Origin of the sequence: Moorena bouillonii PNG, from assembly GCF_001942495.1 — a bacterium.
GTDB classification, from domain to species: Bacteria; Cyanobacteriota; Cyanobacteriia; order Cyanobacteriales; family Coleofasciculaceae; genus Moorena; species Moorena bouillonii.
Window position 1 is genome coordinate 3,525,131 of the sequence record NZ_MKZS01000001.1, and the last position, 20,575, is coordinate 3,545,705.

General features: G+C 43.8%; 17 protein-coding genes. 6 read left to right on the top strand and 11 right to left on the bottom strand.

The window, feature by feature from the left end; genetic code table 11:
• Positions 1-100: 100 nt before the first annotated feature.
• The 3 genes from BJP37_RS14360 to BJP37_RS14370 form a co-directional block, all read right to left on the bottom strand.
• Positions 101-1,585, bottom strand: a complete 1,485-nt coding sequence (locus BJP37_RS14360; RefSeq protein WP_075899715.1) for a sodium/pantothenate symporter — start codon at positions 1,583-1,585, stop codon at positions 101-103.
• A 282-nt stretch (positions 1,586-1,867) separates the two neighbouring features.
• Positions 1,868-2,074, bottom strand: a complete 207-nt coding sequence (locus BJP37_RS14365) for a hypothetical protein (protein WP_075899717.1) — start codon at positions 2,072-2,074, stop codon at positions 1,868-1,870.
• Positions 2,075-2,533: 459 nt separating this feature from the next.
• Positions 2,534-3,661, bottom strand: a complete 1,128-nt coding sequence (locus BJP37_RS14370; protein ID WP_075899719.1) for an ATP-binding protein — start codon at positions 3,659-3,661, stop codon at positions 2,534-2,536.
• Between the two features lie 377 nt (positions 3,662-4,038).
• On the opposite strand from BJP37_RS14370, the gene BJP37_RS14375 reads away from it, so the two are divergent.
• Both BJP37_RS14375 and BJP37_RS14380 read left to right on the top strand, forming a co-directional pair.
• The gene (locus tag BJP37_RS14375) at positions 4,039-5,565 is read left to right on the top strand and encodes a sensor histidine kinase (protein ID WP_075899721.1); all 1,527 of its coding nucleotides are present in this window, start codon (positions 4,039-4,041) and stop codon (positions 5,563-5,565) included.
• Between the two features lie 198 nt (positions 5,566-5,763).
• Entirely contained in the window at positions 5,764-6,327 is a 564-nt protein-coding gene (locus tag BJP37_RS14380; protein ID WP_075899723.1) for a Uma2 family endonuclease, read from the top strand.
• Between the two features lie 219 nt (positions 6,328-6,546).
• Here the strand turns inward: BJP37_RS14380 and rbsK are convergent, their stop codons facing one another.
• From rbsK to BJP37_RS14400, 5 genes are all read right to left on the bottom strand, one after another.
• Positions 6,547-7,476, bottom strand: a complete 930-nt coding sequence (gene rbsK, locus BJP37_RS14385) for a ribokinase (RefSeq protein ID WP_075899725.1) — start codon at positions 7,474-7,476, stop codon at positions 6,547-6,549.
• 43 nt (positions 7,477-7,519) lie between these two features.
• On the bottom strand, positions 7,520-7,648 hold the full coding sequence (locus BJP37_RS43565; protein ID WP_269087004.1) for a hypothetical protein: 129 nt from the start codon (positions 7,646-7,648) through the stop codon (positions 7,520-7,522).
• 242 nt (positions 7,649-7,890) lie between these two features.
• Positions 7,891-8,973, bottom strand: a complete 1,083-nt coding sequence (locus BJP37_RS14390) for a phosphotransacetylase family protein (RefSeq protein WP_075899727.1) — start codon at positions 8,971-8,973, stop codon at positions 7,891-7,893.
• A 37-nt stretch (positions 8,974-9,010) separates the two neighbouring features.
• Positions 9,011-9,385: a type IV pilus biogenesis protein EbsA gene (gene ebsA / locus BJP37_RS14395; protein ID WP_075899729.1), complete on the bottom strand. Its 375-nt coding sequence runs from the start codon at positions 9,383-9,385 to the stop codon at positions 9,011-9,013.
• Between the two features lie 235 nt (positions 9,386-9,620).
• The gene (locus BJP37_RS14400; RefSeq protein ID WP_075899731.1) at positions 9,621-10,028 is read right to left on the bottom strand and encodes a thiol-disulfide oxidoreductase DCC family protein; all 408 of its coding nucleotides are present in this window, start codon (positions 10,026-10,028) and stop codon (positions 9,621-9,623) included.
• A 1,068-nt stretch (positions 10,029-11,096) separates the two neighbouring features.
• On the opposite strand from BJP37_RS14400, the gene BJP37_RS14410 reads away from it, so the two are divergent.
• Positions 11,097-12,785: a potassium channel family protein gene (locus BJP37_RS14410; protein WP_075899735.1), complete on the top strand. Its 1,689-nt coding sequence runs from the start codon at positions 11,097-11,099 to the stop codon at positions 12,783-12,785.
• A gap of 144 nt (positions 12,786-12,929) precedes the next feature.
• On the opposite strand, the gene BJP37_RS44580 is transcribed toward BJP37_RS14410, so the two are convergent.
• On the bottom strand, positions 12,930-13,322 hold the full coding sequence (locus BJP37_RS44580) for a hypothetical protein (protein WP_366510739.1): 393 nt from the start codon (positions 13,320-13,322) through the stop codon (positions 12,930-12,932).
• A 466-nt stretch (positions 13,323-13,788) separates the two neighbouring features.
• Between BJP37_RS44580 and BJP37_RS14420 the strand changes: the two genes are divergently transcribed.
• A complete protein-coding gene (locus BJP37_RS14420; RefSeq protein ID WP_269087122.1) occupies positions 13,789-14,199 on the top strand; it encodes a DUF2780 domain-containing protein in 411 nt (136 codons plus the stop codon).
• Positions 14,200-14,335: 136 nt separating this feature from the next.
• Here the strand turns inward: BJP37_RS14420 and BJP37_RS14425 are convergent, their stop codons facing one another.
• Complete coding sequence (locus BJP37_RS14425; protein WP_075899741.1) at positions 14,336-15,211, bottom strand: MBL fold metallo-hydrolase; 876 nt, start codon at positions 15,209-15,211, stop codon at positions 14,336-14,338.
• A gap of 158 nt (positions 15,212-15,369) precedes the next feature.
• Here BJP37_RS14425 and BJP37_RS14430 point away from each other — a divergent pair, with 158 nt between their 5' ends.
• Both BJP37_RS14430 and ruvA read left to right on the top strand, forming a co-directional pair.
• Positions 15,370-16,122 (top strand): sucrose-phosphate phosphatase, encoded by a 753-nt coding sequence (locus tag BJP37_RS14430; RefSeq protein WP_075899743.1) that lies wholly within the window; start codon positions 15,370-15,372, stop codon positions 16,120-16,122.
• A gap of 355 nt (positions 16,123-16,477) precedes the next feature.
• Positions 16,478-17,113, top strand: coding sequence for a Holliday junction branch migration protein RuvA (ruvA, locus tag BJP37_RS14435; RefSeq protein WP_075899745.1), 636 nt, complete (start codon positions 16,478-16,480; stop codon positions 17,111-17,113).
• Between the two features lie 15 nt (positions 17,114-17,128).
• Here ruvA and BJP37_RS14440 read toward each other — a convergent pair whose 3' ends face one another.
• Positions 17,129-20,026 carry a hybrid sensor histidine kinase/response regulator gene (locus BJP37_RS14440; protein WP_075899747.1) on the bottom strand — a complete coding sequence of 966 codons (2,898 nt, stop codon included), beginning with the start codon at positions 20,024-20,026 and terminating at the stop codon, positions 17,129-17,131.
• Positions 20,027-20,575: the final 549 nt, after the last annotated feature.

A 20,575-nucleotide genomic window follows, 5' to 3' on the forward strand; every position in this document is an offset into this window, starting at 1 on the left:
CTGATAGCTGATAGCTGATAGCTGAGAGCTGATAGCTGATAGCTGATAGCTGATAGCTGATAGCTGATAGCTGACCACTGACCACTGACCACTGACGCACTCAAGACTCACTACTATTAACCAGTCTCTGGATCGGCTTGATTGATCCGACAATAATAATTAATGCGGAAAGGGCAACAATAGGCACAACTGGCAGAAAACCGAAGGTAAGACTTTTGGGAATAATCCCTAACTGAAAGCCAATCACTGCGGCTTCACCCACAAGAATCGATACAATACAGGTTAGAGGATGAATAGTTTTGCTATACAATACTGCAATTACCGTGGGAAACAGTACTGCTAATCCGGTAAAGGCTTGGGTTGCGATCGCAGTAATGGTATCTGGGGGATTTTTGGCGATAATTAAACCAATAATTGCCAATAAAACAATCAGTAGTCTACCAACAAAGGTTTGTTCTTTTAGGGAAGCGGTTTTACGGAAATAAGCAAAATAAATATCTCTGGTTAGCATGGAACTGAGAGCCAAAAGCTGGGAGTCTAAGGTTGACATCAAAGCAGCTAATGCTCCGACCATCACTAAAGAGGCTAGCCAGATTGGTGTATGTTCTGCTAGCATCATCGGAAACACTTGATCAGATGCTTTTGCTGTCAGGTCAGAAAAGGAAATATGTCCCCACATTCCGATTAGTACCGGACAAATAAACATGATAGCGCTTACTAGGGGATAAATCACTACCGAAACTTTTAGGGAATTGCTATTTTTTGAGGTATAAAATCTCATGAACATCTGGGGAAACATAGGAACACTAAGCATCCAGAGAATCATGAAGCTAAACCACTTACGATAGGTAAAAAAATTATCTATACCCTGTCGAGAAAACAATTCCGGTTTAAGGGTGTAGACAGTACGGTTAGCTTCAGCAATCCCTCCCAGACTAGAAGCAATTGCTGCCACTGCCGCTAACATTAAGGTAAACATTAAAACCCCTTGGATAACATCGGTTAGGGCAACGCTTCTCATCCCCCCCATGAACACATACAGCACGATCACAATTGTTAAAAAGGTAGCCCCTGTAAAATAAGGAATTTGTCCATTGGTTAAGGTTTCAATAATATAGCCAGCTCCAATCGGTTGTAGGGTTAAGTAGGGAATGGTGAAAATTACCATAACCCCCAGAAAAATTAATTTGAGGGTATTGCTAATCCCAGGGGATACACCTGTGCTACGGAAACGAGCTTCCATCAATTCAGAAGGGGTAATTAAGCCGTGTTCTTTACCTACAAGCCAGACTCGATAACCGATAAAATAAAAGGTTAGTGCGATTAAGCCAGTTCCAAACCCCATCATTCCGTAATAACTCAGACCAATGCGATACCCTGAGCCTGAAAATCCCAGAAAAGCAAAGGCGCTGAAATTAGTAGCAATTAGGGTAAAAAATAGGAGAATTGCTCCCATGTTACGGTCAGCTAAAAAATAATCATCAGGGGTGTTTTGTTGTTGGCGATAACCAACTAGTCCTACCACCAGGGTTACTAATAAATACCCAGCGATCACAACATAGGGAATAATCGAGTCTAGTGCCATAGTTTTAACGGTCTTCCTTAGACGAAGTGTAAGCTATCAGCTATCAGCTATCAGCTATCAGCTATCACACCAATTAAAGTAGGGTGGGCAAAGTAATATAATCTAGAATACTCACGCATAAGCAAACTGTTTTTGCCCACCCTACAAGCTGCTATCAGCTATCAGCTTATGGGTTAAGTCACAGGCTAGAAGCCTGTTCCAGACTACTTGAGGTGCCATTGCCCAAAGGCTGACGGCTGACAGCTGACGGCACCTCAAGTAGCGTGCGCGTAGCGCATATGCTTACGACGAAGTTTCCCAGAAATTTAGCACAAATAGTAACAATGCGATCGCAAGGATAATTTGTAAGGCAATAAAATAGAATACCCAGGGGGGAAGATGAAGGAAGGAGAAGGAAATATCTTGCTGCCAAGACCAGAAATCTTGGGATAGCAGGAAAATTACCGTAAAGCAGAAAAACCAGAAAAATGAGGATTTTAAAATTGGCATCAGCACTTTAGGAAAGGGAACGTAAGCTATCAGCTGTCAGCTATCAGCTATCAGCAGGTGCGACCCGTGGCGAATTTAATAATTAGATGCGGAAAGCGCACCTAATATGCTTAGATGGGCTTTTCCCCAAACTTTCAATTCGATAAAATCTCGAACTATTAAATTCTACCTTTTGAGGTTTATGTTAAGCTGACGGCTGACAGCTGACGGCTGACAGCTGACGAGAGCACTAACTAAGGTATGGTAGAAAATAGTGTTTTCTTACTGATAAACCATTATAGGTAAGCTAGCGATGCAGCGCGGTCTTGGGAAGGCAGCGCGGTCTTGGGGGTCCCCCCCATGAGCGACTGCCGTGGTTTCCCCCATGAGCGACTGCATCAAGACATTGGGTTAGTTGAACTTGGCTATCATATCATTTATTATTGATTTTTTATCCACAAACCCATCAGCCATCTTTGGCTACCAACTCTGATGAATTGGCAAGGTGAAATAGAATCTTGAGCCAACACCAGACTCGGATTCGACCCAAATATTTCCACCGTGACACTGGACGATTTTCTGACAAATGGCTAAACCAATCCCGGTACCGGGATACTTGCTCCTACCATGTAGTCGTTGGAATATGGAAAAAATTCGTTCAGCATACTTGGTTGGAATACCAATACCATTATCTCGAACCCCTATTAACCATTTGGATTCCTGCAACTGAGCTTCAATGTGAATCTCAGGAGTTGCCTCGGAACGGAATTTGATGCCATTACTGATTAGATTCTGGAACAATTCCACCATGTGTTGGGGATTAGCTGAGATAGTTGGCAGTGGATCATGGGTGATGACAGCATGATTTTCTTTAATGGTAACACTCAAGTTTTCAAGAACCTGTTCAAGCACTTCAGCGATATCTGTGGGTTCAAAGGTCAGTTCAGACCGACCCAAACGGGAGTAGGCGAGCAGATCTTTAATCAGACTCTGCATGCGGAAAACACCATCAACAATGTAAGCCATGTATTTGTCTGCTTCGCGATCCAATTTCCCCTGGTACTCTTCCACCAGCAATTCTGTGAAACTCTTGACCTTCCGCAGGGGTTCTTGTAAATCGTGGGAAGCCACATAAGCAAACTGTTCCAGTTCTCGGTTAGAGTTCTGTAACTGCTCAATCCACCTTGAAAATTCTGTATTGGTTATGCGATCGCTAATCCCGCAGCTAAACCCCAAGACAAATTCCACTGAACCATCACTGGCCAACTCTGGTACCAGACAGGATTGATAAAACTGTCGCCCATTCTCTGTGTTCCACTGGAATTCAATGCTCTTTTCTTGACCTGTAGCAAACACCTTTTCCATGGCTCTATCCCATAAATGGATAAAGTCTTCTGGCATCTGCAGGTCACGATGGGTTTTGCCGATCAATTCTGACTGGGCGATCCCAATGGCCTTGGACAGGGACGGATTAGCATAGACATAACGAAATTCCCGGTCAAATACCCCTATACACTCGGGAGAATTGTCCACTAGGGACTGAAACAGGTATTCCCGAGAGCTTAGAGATGGTTTTGCTGGTATGCGATCGCTTTTTTGAAGGGTCATTCTTTTGGCAGACAAGTCGGACAAGGAACAATCAATCAAACCTTCCTTGTAGAGACGTTGCAGACAACATCCCTACAAACCAGAACGATTTAACCGGACACGATATCAATTTTAGCTTTGTCCTCTACACTGGCAGCAACTGGTTCGGGTGCTCAATTGTGATCAATCCGATCCTACCGGAATTGATATTACCCATTACCCATTATCGGATCCTGGATATCATGATTATTCAACCAGATTTGATCAGGACTTAGGCACCAAGACCCTTAAAACCCGGTTTCTGGCTATAAATCAAAGGCTCAAATTGCTGTAATTTTTTTTAAGAAACCGGGTTGGCGGCGTAAGTCCTGTTGATCTTAGATGTCTGTTAAATAAGCATGTTTCAAACTACTCGCCGACGCCTTGCTCTGTGGTACACTACCGTCACAGCAGTCTTACTGTTACTATTTGCAACTGGTGTCTATCTTTATGTCCGCCACACCCTGATTGAACGGGTTGATGACACCCTCAAACATGTCGTAGAAGTGGTAGAGCGATCACTGGTGATTCAACCTGTGGATCATGGCGAGATGCCCTATCAATTCAACATTGAAGCCAGTTTTCGAGACAATAGTGATCGGGTAGAAGATGACCACATTGACCTGGAGTGGTTTAGTCCGAAGGGGGATTTGCTTTGGTCAACCTTCTCAGAACCCTTAACTATTCCCTTAAAGACCAACACCACTAGGGCAACAGTTCATTTATCAGCAGAGCATCTCCTGCGACAGTTAACCCAACCGGTGCAAATCGAGGATTATATCTTGGGTTATTTACGGGTGAGCCACCCATGGTTTGAAGTCACCAAACCCAGCCACCAACTGATATTTGATCTGACTCTAGGTACAGTGGTGATGATTATCTCTACTGGTGCTATTGGTTGGTTACTATCTGGTATGGCTATGAAGCCAGTAAGAGAGTCCTACCAACGGCTTAAACAATTCACTGCTGATGCTTCCCACGAACTGAGAAACCCAATTGCTACGATTCAGACTAACGTGCAAGTTGCTCTGGGGGATCCCGATTTGGCATCTGAGTTGCAACGGCACCAACTCGAAGTGATAGAGCGATTAACCCAGCGCTTAGGAAAACTGGTCAATGACCTGCTGTTTTTGGCTCGTGCTGATAGCGGTATGGTAAAACCCCAGTGGCAATTAGTCCACCTAGATGCTTTGCTAATGGAAGTGATCGAGGAGCAACAACTGATTGCTACAGACAAAGGTATTTCCCTGTACTTGATTGAAATCCCCAATCCCGATCATGGACAGAGCACACAGCAGACAGAGCAGACAGAGGAAGAGATGGGGGCTGGTGAGGTATTTCTGCCACCCTGCCCTAGTAAGGAATTCCAAAATCCAACATTCGACGAAGATGCCTTTACCTTTGAGGGGGATTGGAATCAATTGGTACGTTTATTTACCAATCTAGTGAATAATGCTGTGCAATACACACCCGCCTCTACCAAAACTCCAGGGGAAGCATTTATTCAAGTGGAATTACAACAGTTAGAACCTCCCAGCAAACGTAGGCCAACCAACCTACAATTCCTCACTGGTAGTCCCTCATGGGGGGGACCGCCAAGACCGCGCTACCTCCTTCAAGTTAAGGTAACTGATTCCGGTCAAGGCATCTGTGCATCAGCATTACCTCACATTTTTGATCGCTTTTATCGAGCTGATCCAGCTAGACCTTATGATACAGCAAAAGGAGCTGGGCTAGGTTTAGCGATCGCTAAAACAATAGTTGAAAATCACCACGGTCAAATCGAAGTTGAAAGCACTCTCAACCAAGGGACAACGTTTACAGTTACAATACCCGTTTTTATAAAAAGCAAGGCTGAAAGCCCTGTCGAAAGCGAGCAGGTATGAAAGCAAAAATATTTTGTATAATCATGTGTCTGCCAAAATTGACAATGCGTTCGCGTAGCCTGGCCTACGGGCAATCGCAAAGCGCTTCCAAAGCAACATCCCTCTCTAGTCAGGGGTAGTTTCACGCTATAGTTGAAAATAAGCTCAACTAGCTCCAAAACAGGACATAAAAGACATCACTTAATAGGTGAGGTGGTTATGGTTGCTTCTTATCAGGGAGACTACATTACTCCCGAAGCTTATCTAGACTGGGAGGAAAAGCAAGAACTCAACTATGAATATATCGACGGCGAAGTCTATGCTATGAGTGGGGGAACTATTCCCCACGGAACCATTGCGCTGAATCTTGCCACTGCCTTAAAAAGCCATTTGGGGGGAGGTTCGTGTCGTCCTTTTATCTTTAGTGTCAAAGTGGGTGTATCGGAAAAAGGCCCCTTTCACTACCCCGATGTCATGGTAACCTGCGACCAACGAGACAGCAATGCCCTCAAAGTCATTTATCATCCCTGTCTGATTGCAGAAGTCCTCTCTCCCTCCACTGAAGCCTTTGATCGAGGTCGCAAATTTGCTAACTATCGCCGTATCAAAACCTTACAAGAATACCTTTTGATTGATACTCAACAGATCACTATCGAGTGCTTCCGGCGCAATCCACAAGGCAAATGGGAACTCAATCCCTACACAGAAGGAGAAGAAATTCACTTGACCAGCATTGATTTTAGTTGTCCCATCTCCTTAATTTATGAGAATGTTACAGTCTAGTTACTGTATAGTAGTGAGTGCTTAAGGGCTGAGTTTTTATATAAACGTACTACCAAAATTCAATAATTTGCTCCAATTGGATTAATTAGTACTAATTAGTACGTCCACCATCAGGATTTCCAGTAGTAGCAAATTCCGGGTAAATGATCTATTAGCAATCACTAATATCTAAGAATTAATATCTAATATCTAATATCTAAGACTATCATGCTATCATAGCTAATAGCTAATACCTAATTCTGTGAGAAAGGCATTGAATGTCTCTTGATCAGGCAAAGAAGGCTGAGCCCCAGCCTTAGTCACAGCAAGCGCCCCAGCTGCAGCTCCCCATACTACCGCTTGCCGCAACGGTAACCCTTTGGCTATTGCCACAGCCATTGCACCATTAAACGCATCTCCAGCCGCCACGGTATCCACAGCCTCAACAGAAAAAGCGGGGACGAAGAACGATTCAGAACCAGTGGCACAGAAAACCCCCTGCTCCCCTAAGGTCACAATCACCGTATCCACACCTCGTTGCAACAGTACTTCCGATGCGTTCTTGGCTGACTCTATGGTATCGACAGGAAAATCCACTAGTACAGAGGCTTCCAACTGATTCGGTGTCATAATATCCACCATGCCATACAGTTCCTCTGGCAACTCCTGAGCTGGTGCTGGGTCAAGAATCACTGGACAACCCACTTTCTGAGCTGCCGCTGCTGCTAAGAGCACCACGGACATGGGAATCTCCAACTGTATCAATAAAACAGCGGCTCCTGGCAACAAACTACTGAGGCGTTCCAGATCAGTTTCATTAACATGCCCATTAGCACCAGCCACGAAAATAATGGTATTCTCCCCAGCCTCATCCACCGAAATCACTGCAATCCCAGAACTCACCCCCTCCTCAACCAAAACACTATCAGTGTCAACACCGGTTACGCCTAGACTGTGGCCTAGCTGAGTTCCAAAATCATCACTACCAACGCGCCCCACCATTTTAGTGGGGATACCCAACCGTGCCACCGCCACAGCTTGATTTGCCCCTTTCCCACCAGGGGCAGTAAAAAATTCATGGCCTTGTAGTGTTTCACCTGGAACTGGTAACCGGGGAGTTTTGGCTACCAAATCCATATTGATACTGCCGAAAACAATAACTGGTTTCATGGTTAACAGAATTAAAAGTTAGCAAGTTTAAAGTTTAAAAGAGTTACAAGGCAAGGAAGCTCAAGTTGTTCGCGTAGCGTGGCCATAGGCCAAGGTTGAACCTTTTAACCTTAAACATTATAACCTGACAACCTTCAAAATTAATGGTGACAAAAACCAGAATTGGTTTCATATTTAGTTGAATAGAGTTACCTTTAACAGAGTTAGAATTTATTTAGTAAGTTTAAAGTTGAAGGTTCAAACGTTGGCCAATAGGCCACGCTACCCGAACAAGCTGCCAATCTGCCAACCTGCCAACCTGCCAACCTGCCAACCTGCCAACCTGCCAACCTGCCAACCTACCAACCTACCCTACACCGAATACGGGGCGAAGAACCTTCTAACCTTTGAACCTTCAACTAATGCATCTTGCATCTATAAAGCTGGGTTCAAACCAAGTAGCTTGAGCAACCGCTCAATGTCGAAATATTCATTCATCATCTGTTGCATACACTCCACCTTAATTGCTTCATGGAGATGTACTTGACCAAAAGACTTGTCAATAATCTCAACAGTAGTTAGGGTGTCTAAATCAACGGAAAGTACTGGAATTTCAAACTCTTCAGCACGTCTGAGAATAACCGATTGAGGCTGAACTTGACCGGTGAGGATTAAACAGTGGGTTGAGGTTTCTAGAGCAGCCATCTGAAGGTCTGGGCGATCCCCTCCCGTCACCACCGCCATATTAACGCCCTTGCGTAGATACTTCAGAGCAGCATTGACATTCATCGCCCCAATGGTCAAGGTTTCCACCATCAAATCCAAACGGTCAGGGCAGCATAGCACTTTAGCTTGCAACTGATCTACTAGTTCCCGAACACTAACACTGCGCAACAGATTATTTCTAGGCAGCATTCCCAATACTGGGATTTCTTGCCGTTCCAGAAACGGTTTCAATGTTGTTTTTACCCTTGATAGCTTGTCTTGGGGAATATCATTAATTAAAACTCCCAGTAAGCTTTCTCCCAGACGTTGCTTAGCAAATAACAACGCATCTGCTAGTAAAACTGAGTGAAAACGAGCCACCAATAAGACAGCAGCATCAATTGTCTGAGCAACTTTTGGTAATGATAAGTTAAACAGAGTTCCTGCACTCAAGGTTGCTGCTCCTTCCACCAAAACTACATCACTATTTAGTGGTTGGAGATAGTCTTGAAGAGACTGACGGTAATCGGTTGAGTCTTGTCCTCCCAAACGTTTTTCAATGGTTTCAGCATCCATAAACAGCAAAGGCGATCCCACCATGTTCTCTGGCAACTTAAGTATGTCAGTGATAAACTGGACATCTTCCTCTATGGTTGACCCTTGATTGCTACTCAAAAAGTTACCCAGTGGTTTACAGTAGGCAATCGTTATCCCTTTTGCTTGCAGTTGATCGGCAATTCCCAGGATCGTTGCTGACTTACCGCTGTAAGCTTCTGTTGACCCAATTAGTAAATACTTAGCGGATTTTGCCACCCCTTATTTACACTCCTATAACTAGAGAACTGGTTGTTTATTCATCAATGCGTAGCAGTTTGCGGTAGAATGCCTTGGAAAAATCCGTTATGCGCGATCGCTTAAAGTTCATAATCACTTCGATTAAGTAATTCACAAACTCAGAATTTTGCATAGTCAGTTCGTAACTGAGATCCGCGTTACCATCAAATTGTAATCGGCAACGAGTTAGTTCAGAAGGAAGATTAGATACAAACCAACTAGCAACGAAGGGAATACTATCACCGCCTTCTATCTGGCGACGACCTTCTAAAGACCCTTGTTGGTAGAGGCTAATTGCTATAGGTAAAAGATTGCGTTTATTACCCTGGTAGTAGGGAACATAAATCCCGACAGCTCCTTTGTCGGCAGGCTTAAGTTTTTCGATCGACATGGCTGAATATCACTCAATTGCCGTTTATGGTATTGATATAACTATTCCTATGGAACAATATCCGTGATGGAAAACCCATCACGATCAGATGATCAGTCCAGGAAAATAAGTATTCTAATACATTACATTGAACTTTCCTATAGGTTAAGCTTATCCCCACAGTTTATAATAGGGGATGATGTGTTTATTCCTACAAGAAGTGTGGATAAAGGTTTATTGAGTCTCTAGTCTAGCCTCAACTGGGATTAGCCTTGCAACCTACTGGGTAAACCGATTTATACGTAGTAGAACGCTTACCAAACCAAGTGTAACGATTATCCCGAATCTGCTCGTAAACCTGATCGCCTAACGACTTCACCCCAGGCATTGCCCGATAAGCCGATACAAAGATATTCCCCAATGGCAATAGACGCCCAATCTCTTCAGCGGCATCACTTCCTTGCCATCGGCAATCATCAGAAGAAGCATCGATCAAAATCATACCCATCTCACACTCAAGAGGTGTTACCCGTAATTTGCCGCAAGCTTCTTTATCCTGCATGGGTATGTAATTAAATAGCTTGCCCTGATCCAAATTTTCTAGTAGCTGTACCAAAGTCACACAAAGATTACAGTCGCCATCGTAAATAACGTGATATCCCATTGCTGCCTCTTTCCTAAATCCTAGTTTATCTGCCCCAAAATAGCTTATAACGCTATGTTTGACTACTACTGTAGTCCTAAAATTGCCGAAGCGTGCCCTATCAAGTTTCAATTGAATCGAACACCCACGCGGACCGGACCCGTGGCGAATTTAATTCGACGACTGTAAGCACACCGGGACGGAATTGCTCCATACCGCGCGCATAAAAGACAAAATTGAGGCTGATAACTTAATTGAACAGATGATCACAACTATAAACCTAACCTCCCTCACCTATACTCAGGAGGTCTGATGCAATGATAATACGATGGCGGCAATTATTGGTTAGAATAACAATTTGGCTAGCAGCTGAGATCATCCTCAACTTTCTGGGGCTGGACAATCTAGCTGACTACAGCGAGTTCATATACGAGCAGGAGGTTGCCCTATTAAGTCAATACAGGGTTCCAGCCATTGAGAGGCTGCCCCATTCCTAGTACACCTTGGTAGATATTTGTAACCAGTTGCTTTGAAGATGAAGGGGTGACGGGTCGAGGGAGTGATCAGCTGTGAGGCATCTACATCTAATTTATATATCTAATTTATTGATTTTATTTTAATATATTGAATCGGCAAGGGAGCAGGGACCGATGAGGATCAGGGCATAGGGTTAATGAGTTTTTCGAGCTTAATCAAAGCTATACAATTTAAATCCGCGACCCCTTAGACATATATTGATTTTGTGGTTGGTTCACTAATATATCATAATGTCCACGTCCTATTCAACTAATCCGCATTTAAATTGCAGGCTTTCCGGCACCCCCATGCCCTTATCCCCCCATCCGTTACATCTATTAACCCATCCGTTGCTCCATCTCCTGATCACCCTGAAACCTGATCACCCTGAAATAGGCAAATTAGATGGTCAGCAGCTTACCTGAATGGCAAAAGCTGTGAGATTTTACCCTTTCTTTCCCAGCAGCAGTGTCTTCGGCTACAGTTCTTTGAGCTATCTTGGATAAGAATTGTAAAAGAACACTTAGCTAGATGCAAAACGACAACAATTATTTCGGTCAACAAGGTTGACACATGAAACCCCGCATCATTATCTGTGGCTTGGGTCGCACTGGATACAAAATATTCCGCTTACTGAAGCAGCAGGGAGTAGCTGTTGTTGGCATCAGCAACAGAGTAATGCCTGGTGACGAAAACAATATTATTATTGGAGACTTGCGGGCTGTTTCTACCCTACTTGCCGCTGGACTCGAACATTCCCAAACCCTAGTTCTCGCCTGTAATGACGATGCTCTCAATCTGGCAATCCTGACTCAGGCACGAGTGATTAATCCCCGGATTCGGATCGTTAACCGATTGTTTAATAGCAGCTTGGGTACTCGTTTAGATCAGACCCTACCGGATCATGTCAGCATGAGTGTTTCTTCTCTAGCAGCACCGGTATTTGCCTTCGCAGCAATGGGGAATCGAGCCATTGGGCAACTCAAGCTACACAATCAAACCTGGCCGATACAAGAAGAAATTATCACCGAAAGCCACCCTTGGATGGGAACACAGTTGAGTGACCTGTGGGATGAGCGTAGGCGAATGTTGATCTACTACTTACCGATGGACTCGAACTTAGATCTAGTTTCCGCAGTAGCTCAGGGCAAACAGTTACAACCTGGCGATCGCTTAATTATTGGTACTCAGCCTCGGTTTCGTCCTAAACGCCAATCCTGGCTACAGAAACTGCTGAAAGTTTTCACAAACTTACAACAGTTTCAGCATCATGCTCAACCAATGTTAGTAGTGACCCTTTTCCTACTCCTGATAATTTTTACAGCCACATTGACTTATGTGTGTGTCAACTTAGAAACCTCTATTGTTGATGCTCTATATTTTTCTGTGGGTATGATTACGGGTGCTGGTGGTCAAGAAGAAGTAGCAGAAAAGTCCCCGGACACTATTAAGGTATTTACTGCTGTGATGATGTTAGTAGGGGCTGGTGTGATTGGGATTTGCTATGCTCTACTAAACGATTTTGTCTTAGGTACCCGACTCAAACAGTTTTGGGATGCTGCGAGAGTTCCCTACAAAAATCACTATGTTGTATGTGGACTGGGAAATGTAGGAGTCCAAATCCTCTACCAACTTCATGCCCAAGGCCATGAATTGGTGGTGATTGAAAGTAACCCCAACAATCGTTTCCTGAACATTGTTCGTTCTCTTGGTATTGCAGTCATTCACGGAGATGCCAGTTTACCTGCTACACTCACCGCAGCACACATCCAACGAGCAGAAGCCCTTTTAGCAGTTACTAGTGATGATACAGCCAATTTAGAAATTGCTCTAAGTGCCAAAAGTCTAGCTTCAAAATTGTCAGTGGTTGTCCGCAATCAAGACCCGCACTTTTCCCACATGGTACAGCAAGTGTTTGAATTTGAAGCAGTATTGTCTCCCACAGAATTAGCCACCCCTTCCTTTGCAGCTGCCGCATTAGGTGGACAAGTGTTAGGCAATGGTATGATTGGTGATACGCTTTGGGTTGCCTTAGCCACTAAAATTACCATCGAACATCCGTTCTGTGGACGCCGTGTTAAAGATGCTGCCAGGTCCGCTGACTTTGTACCACTGTATCTAGAAACTAAGTATCAAACGATTCATGGCTGGGATTTATTGGAAATTAACCTAGCCGCTGGTGATCTTTTGTATCTAACTATGCCAGCAGTTGGTTTAGAGCAATTGTGGCGCACAACACCGCCTCAAATGATGGTTAGGTAAGTTAAAAATGGAACCCATGGCATCTAATCGAATCTAATCTGCAAATCATGAACCATGAAGGATGAATGATACAACCCTAGCTATTCTCTAAGGTTCATCATTCATCACTCATTATCCATCATTACTCGTGCAGGATTAGTGCAGTTAGAAAATACCGACTAGAACAATGGAAGTCATTAAGAAACCAGCCAATATCAGAACCATACCAGGTAGGTTCAACCAATGTTTAACTTCCTGTGATCCTTGAGACCATTCTTCTTGCTGCAGTTGCATCTGCCGAATCACATCGGAAATTGCTTCAGCATCCTTGACATGGTGTAGTGCCTTGGTGTCACCATCAGGGTATTTCACTACGAAGTAAGTGGGAACTTTGATGTGATCCCCTGTAATATCAATCGTATCGACAGCAACCTGCTTCGCTTTTTCCTCAATAGTTTGGGGTTCAGTGGCAATTCTATCCCCTGGGTTAGCTGTTAACTTAACTCCCATTCCCATTGGTGATGCGTAGCTGACCATAGAAACCTCCAGATAGGTCAAAGTCTTTTATCTGGATTTTATTTTACGTAACTTGGAAAACAATTATTCAGCTTAAGGGCGATATTTTATTTATATTATCAATACTTTATATTTTTTAGTAATTTAGCTAAGATTCGAGCGGTTTCCTGTAATCAAATGTAATCTAGTAAATGTAATTTAGCAATTTTTTCTTGAAAATCGCCCTGACTCCGATAGCTCCAGCAATCCTGATTAAAAGCTGTTACTGTTTACGAATCGAATCGGATTGTTATAGATTAATGATTAATTTTTTGTTAATTTCCTTAACCCTTAAATTCACCTAGCTTATAGCCCAAAAAGGAACTTACTGCTCTAAGTCACTAGTTGTGTATAAATTTTATGGGTTGTGTTAAAAACTATAAACTATAAATAGTAATAGATAACTATGTTAAAAAAATGTAAATAAATGATTATTTTTGCTATCGGATGTTAAATTAAGGCGGCAACGATATCGCAATCCAATAAGAGAGCATCTATGGAACTTATTCAACTGTTAACTGAAAACCTGGGAGTGCAAGAAAATCAAGCCCAAGGCGGAGCTGGACTTATTTTCCAACTGGCAAAGGACAAGCTGGGAGATGATAGTTTTGCCGAAGTAGCGCAATATATTCCAGGGATAAATGATTTGCTCCAAGCAGCACCAAAAAGTGGTGGCATGATGGGAGCCTTGGGAGGATTAGCAGCATCAATGGGTGGTGAGGTTGGACAATTAGGCACTCTAGCTAGCCTCGTAGGAGGTTTTTCTCAACTAAAAATGGATAGTGGTATGATTTCCAAATTTCTACCGATTGTCCTGTCTTTCGTTCAAAACCAAGGTGGGGACGAGATCAAAAACCTTTTGGCAAAAGTGTTGAGCTAGAGTGATTGATTGGATGGCTGAAATGTGATGGTAATCAGGGATCAACCCAAGACTTGGGTATGTTTTCCCAAAGTAGGGGCATCAAGGAGATCAGGGGGAAGATTTTAGGTGGTGACTTAATTTCATTCTTGATGCTTCATCCTTGATGCTTCATCCAGACAAGACACTGGTTCAGCTGATCTTGCATAGTCTGAAGATCAGTATGATACCGGCGTCCATGTCCTGGTAATACCCACTCGAAGGAGTAGTTGGTTAACGTCTCCATTGACTTGATTAATTCCTCCCAGGAGTACCAGCAGTGGCGACGAAAGGCAATCAGTTGCTGAAGTTGATCAGACCAAGCAAGATGGTCACCGGTGAAGAGAAATTTGTTGTTGTACAGTAGAACAGTGTGACCTTTGGTGTGACCAGGAACTGGGATAATCAACAGGTCTTTGTCTAAGGGATAAGGCTCAGAACCAGTGAGCTGAATTTCCACATCACGGGTATCAGTGGTAATGTCATCTCTATGCAAAATGCGTTCGCACTGGAAATGCTGTCTGTATTTGTGATGATCTGCCACATCATCGCGATGGGTCAGGTAAATGTAACGAATCCCACCCATTGCCTCTAGACGTTTGACCAGTGGTGGTGTAAAGCGGGGAGAATCGATTAAAATATTGCCTTGGGGGCGTTTGATCAGGTAGCTAGCCGCACCGCAGGAGTTTTCTGAATGGTAGCCGCAATGGTAGACTTTGTCTGCCACTGGTATCGGGAAACTCTGCTGAGCGTCTTTAATCTCTATAGGTTTCTCAACAGTACCAATAGAAGAGGTAGGACAAGATAATAGGGCTTGAAGAGCTCTCAATCGTTCTGTCTGATTAGCAGGTTGATGATAAACCGCAGACTGCTGATCAGCACGATGAAACACTTCCGCAGTCATCCAACGGCAGGCATCACAATCAATACAGCTGCTATCCACGTAAAAGTCACCAGTGATATTTTGAGCGCGGCGTTGGTTGAGATTAGCCATAACTGTCTAGGTCATAGGGATTGCGCTTAGTACCAGGGGATATAGCTATTTCAATTGTAGCCAAAACGCGATTAACCAAAGCGCATTTTTAACCCAACTATGATTTTTAACCCAACTATGTAGGACAATAAGGCAATACCCGCACCTCTTAGCATCTCGTGACTAAATTTCTGTTTGTAACTGACCTTGACAATACTTTAGTAGGGGATGATCAGGCTCTGCTTAAACTGAACCCTCTACTAAGTCAGCATCGCCAAGAACATGGTACAAGAATCGTTTATGCTACAGGGCGATCCCATAGTTCCTACCACGAGCTGAAAGCCGAGAAGCCACTTCTTGATCCAGATGCTCTGATCACCTCTGTGGGTACAGAAATTTATGATAATGATGGCCAAGATACGCCCAATCCAGACTGGTCGTCCAAGTTATCTGAAGGCTGGGATCGGGACATGATTGTGGAAACCGCTGCCCAGTATCCTGACTTAATTCCCCAAGTAGAATCAGAACAACGCCCCTTTAAAGTCAGCTATCACCTGACGGAAGAAGCAGCTTTGAAGGTGCTACCTCAACTGGAATCTCAGCTTCAAGGAAGGGGTGTTAATTTCAAGTTGATCTATAGTGGTGGGAAAGACTTAGACATTCTACCCAGCAATAGTGATAAAGGTCTAGCAGTAGAGTTTTTACGGCAACAGTGGGGAATTGATTCGGAACGGACAGTGGTTTGTGGCGATTCAGGAAATGACATTGCCTTATTTAGCGTTGGCTTTTCCCGAGGAATTATAGTGGGTAACGCCCGACCAGAACTTCGCCAGTGGTACGAAAACAACTCAGCAGATTACCATTACCTGGCTAAAGCTAACTGTGCAGGTGGTATAATCGAAGGTTTGAATTATTTTAGCTTTTTGAGTTAGCTTTTTGAGTTATTAGTAATGATCGCCAATAAATAAGAAATAGTTAATAGTTACAAGTTGCAGGTTAATCGAGTTACAAGTTGCAGGTTAATCGAGTTACAAGTTGCAGGTTGGTAGGTTGCAGGTTATGCTCTCAACTATCCTTCAGTATTTTCGTGGTGGAGTACAACCTTAAACCAAGCGTGGCCTTTTGGCTACGCGTGCGCGTTCAACCAACAAACCTTGGCCTTTTGGCCACGGGTGCGCGTTCAACCTATCCTACACCGAACACCAAAGGCGAACAACCTTAAACCAAGGTTAAACTAACATTCAACCTTAAACATTCAACCTTAAACGAACCTTAAACCTTCAACTAATGATCAGCTATCTCAAGGGGACAGTAGCTAGCATTCAAAAAAGCACTGGTAATCGCGTCACTCTGATTCTAGATGTCAACTACATTGGGTATGAAATACAAATCACTCGCCGTTTGTCCCAGGAGTTGCCCGTAGCTTTATCGGAAAAAACCGTGCAAATCTTCACCCATTTGCAAATCCGGGAGGAGCAACAGGTGCTATACGGTTTTGCTTCAGCCGCTGAGCGGGATTTGTTTCGTCAGTTAGTTAGTGTCAACGGTATTGGTGCTCAATTAGCGATCGCACTACTAGACACCTTGGGATTGCCTAATTTAGTCCAAGCGATTGTCACAGGTAATATTCGTGCCTTATCTAAAACCCCTGGTGTGGGTAGCAAAACCGCTGAACGCATTGCTCTAGAACTGAAAACGAAGTTGGCTCAATGGCATAAGGTATCGGAGGTAGAGTCCCCACTATCTGCTAATGGACTCTCACCAGGGATTCAGGAAGATGTGGAGATGACCCTGTTAGCTTTGGGATATGAAAATGATGAAATCGCTCAAGCACTCCATGCTATTAGTGAGGATGCTCAGGTAGCTAAAAGTAAGAATGCGGAAGATTGGATTCGAGAAGCGATCGCTTGGTTGAGTCGCTGATGATTTTCCTGAAAGCTAATAAATTACCCTTCCAGCACGAAATCCTTTAAGAGTCTGGGGCAAAAACGAACAAGCTAGGGTTTTAGATTTTGGTAGATCGCAATCAAGACAATCGGGAGTAGAAGCTTTTACTCGTCGAGGAAACTTGACATGGAAGGTAGACCCCTTACCCACCTTACTCTCTACCGTAATCGTTCCTTGCATCAACTTGACTAAAGATTCTGTAATTGCCAGTCCTAAGCCGGTACCCGAGTATTTGCGAGTTGTGGTTTGATCAATTTGTTGGAACTCCTCAAAAATATGCTCTAAGTTATCCTGGGCAATTCCAATTCCTGTATCCCTAACAGTGAGAATCAGCCAGTCGGTGGAAATTTCCTTGACTACCACCTCTATCCTGCCAATTTCGGTAAACTTAATGGCATTGGAAACCAGATTGGCCAAAATCTGCCGCAGGCGGAGGCTATCATTGATTACCATGGGATTTTGTAAATTGGTTTGGATATATAACCCTAAATCCTTCTGATCGGCTAGGCAACGGAATTCATTGATGGTTTCTTTGATCAACCTGTCCAAATGCAAACTTTCCAAGGTTAACTCCAGACAAACTGCCTCAATTTTGGACAGGTCAATCATATCCTTGATTAGAGTCAGTAGATGTTGAGCATTATTCACAATGCGCTCGATTATATCTGCTTGTTGGTGGGTCAAGGATCCCTGACGCTGACGCAATAGCAGCTGAGAAAAGCCAATAATGGCATTCATGGGAGTCCGTAACTCATGGGATATCGTAGAAACAAACTGGGATTTCAATCGTGCTGCTTCCAACAATTGCAGGTTCTGTAGCTTGAGGGATGCATCTCTCCTTTCGAGTTCCCGATTCTGGCGAGCCAGCATAGTGTTCTGAAACTCTAAACGTGCTTCTTGCTCCTCTAAGGCTTCAATCATACGAGCATTATCAATGGCGATCGCGGCTTGTTCATTAATCATGCGAGCATTATCAATTGCGATCGCAGCTTGTTCACCCACTGCTCCTAGCAGATTCCGACCTGATTGGTCTAATGCCTCTGGGTCTTCCCAATTGCCAATAGCTAGTACTCCCAAGCGTCCTGCTTGCACAGACTCAATCGCCACAGCGTAAATAGCTGTAGGTACTTCCTCTTCTGGATGCCGCGAATCCCAACCCTTGCGATGAATTAACTGAGATTTGCCAGTTAAAAAGACTTGAGATAGTAACCCTTGCTCAAGGGGCAAGATGTCTTCCCAGTGGAACTTTTGTGTATGAATTCCCTCGGTAACCCTTAAGACTTCAGGGTTACCGAGAGAATTATTGAGAATGATGAAACAAAATTCAACCCCAGCAATCGCTTTAACTACCTCCGATACGATCTCTTGCAACAGATTTGGAAGGTTAGTCAGCCGTTGATTGAGGAGATTAGTCAACTGGTGTAGGGTTCTCAATTGCTGTTGCTGTTCATTGAGAATCGTAATTACCTGCCTGAGATCATCACTCGCCTGGTTTGCCTCTCGGTATAACCGCGAATTTTCAGTGGCTAGGGCAGCGCGACTAGCTAAATCCTCAGCCAACTTGACATCGAGCTCATTGTAGCGGCGACCTGAGTCACTCCTGACAAACCAAATTGAGCCCAAGATTTGTGAACCCATTCGTAAAGGTACACAAATGTAAGACTTAATTTTCAATGCCTGTAACATCCTGAGATGGTCAGGATCCTCAGCAGCAGCACTTAGGAATTGATCAGAAACCTCAAAATAGGCATCCGTACAACCTGTACGTAAAACCTTGCCATTGCCATACTCTTCATCCCCCTGGGGAGGGTAGCAACGGTGCAGTTTCCAAATCAACTCCTCTTGCTCTGGGTTAACATGGGCAACCGCAAGACGCTGGTAAGACTCGGGAGTATCATAGCTATCAATTGGCGATACTACATCAATGGCACACCAATCAGCAAAGCGAGGGATTACCAGCTGCACTAGATTGTCCAATGTAGTCTGGTAATCGAGGGAAGCTGAAAGTACAGCAGAAGCCTCCGCCAGAAATCGCTGGGATTGTTCTGCTCGCTTCTGCTGAGTAATATCAGTAATTACACCAGACATCCGGAATGGTACTCCTTGATCATTCAACTGGGCTTTGCCACGAGCAGTACAGTAGCGATCTTCTCCAAAAGCAAAGGGTAGGTGAAATTCTACATCCAGTTCAAGATAATCTTGTTGGTAACTAGCTACCGCCTTAGTAACTTTGAGTAGATCTGAGGAATTTAGTAACTTAAATAACAGATCAGGAGAAAAGTTATGGTGGTACTTCCCTATCTGTTCAGCCGACAAGCCAGTAATTTCATAGAAGCGGTCATTACAATACAGTTGTTTAGTGATCAGGTTCCAGTCCCAGATCCCGTCATTGGAACCTTCTAGCACCAAGCGGTAGCGTTCTTCGCTTTCTTTGAGCCGCTGATGAGCTATGAGCGCTTCCCGTTCTGCGCGGTAGAGGCGAACCGCATTAGAGATACTACGTAAAAGCTTTTCGGGTGAGATTTGGCTTTTGGTCAGATAGTCCGATGCTCCAGATTTGATCAGCTCAACCGCAATTTGCTCGTTAATTTGCTCGTTCCCCTGGTTACTCAAAACAATCACAGGCACTTCAATGCCAGCATCACGGATTTGTTGAACCAGAGTCAATCCGTCGCCATCCGGTAAGTTATAGTCCAATAGAATGCAGTCCAAACTCGGTTGGGTAAGGGTAGAGTTGGCGCAGCGTGATGCGATGATCGACAAGGCGCTTTTGCTGTCAACTGCAACAGCTATTTTTACGGGTATACCCCCTCTGTTAAGAGCTTTAATGATGGCTTTGCAGTTAACTTGATCATCCTCTACGATAAGTAGTCTGATAATCTCGTCCATGATTTAGCGGTTGAGCTGTTGTGATTGATTATTGGCTAATGATTAGTGGATAGTTGGTAGTAACAGTTCTTGACTGACAACCGACACCTGAAGATGCTAATTAATTATATTTAGCCGACTATATTGATTCAGTTTAGGTATTCCCCAAATTTAGTCAACCATTAGGACTTGACAATGTCTCCACGTCGCTTTAAATTGTAGGCTTCTACCTTACCTCCGTACTAGTCAGAGGGCTTCAGTAAAAATACTGATCTGACTAGGTAGAGGAAATCCCAAGGTTGTTTAGTATCACCAGAACATCTGACTAGTCGATGATAATCGACTACCCATGAGTATACTTGTCTAAAAACTGCCTTGATTAGTAATTTCACTGACCTAGGGGATGAAGCAATCCGATTGCAATGAATCAATGCTAATTTTCCAATGGTATTTCCTGAGAAACAAACTCCCTGAGATAGATTTTTTATGGGGTTTTACCGCCTATTCTATCCTGCTGTTGGATCACGGTTCGTAGGATGCTCTGCAGATGACCATAAAGAGTAGGATTTA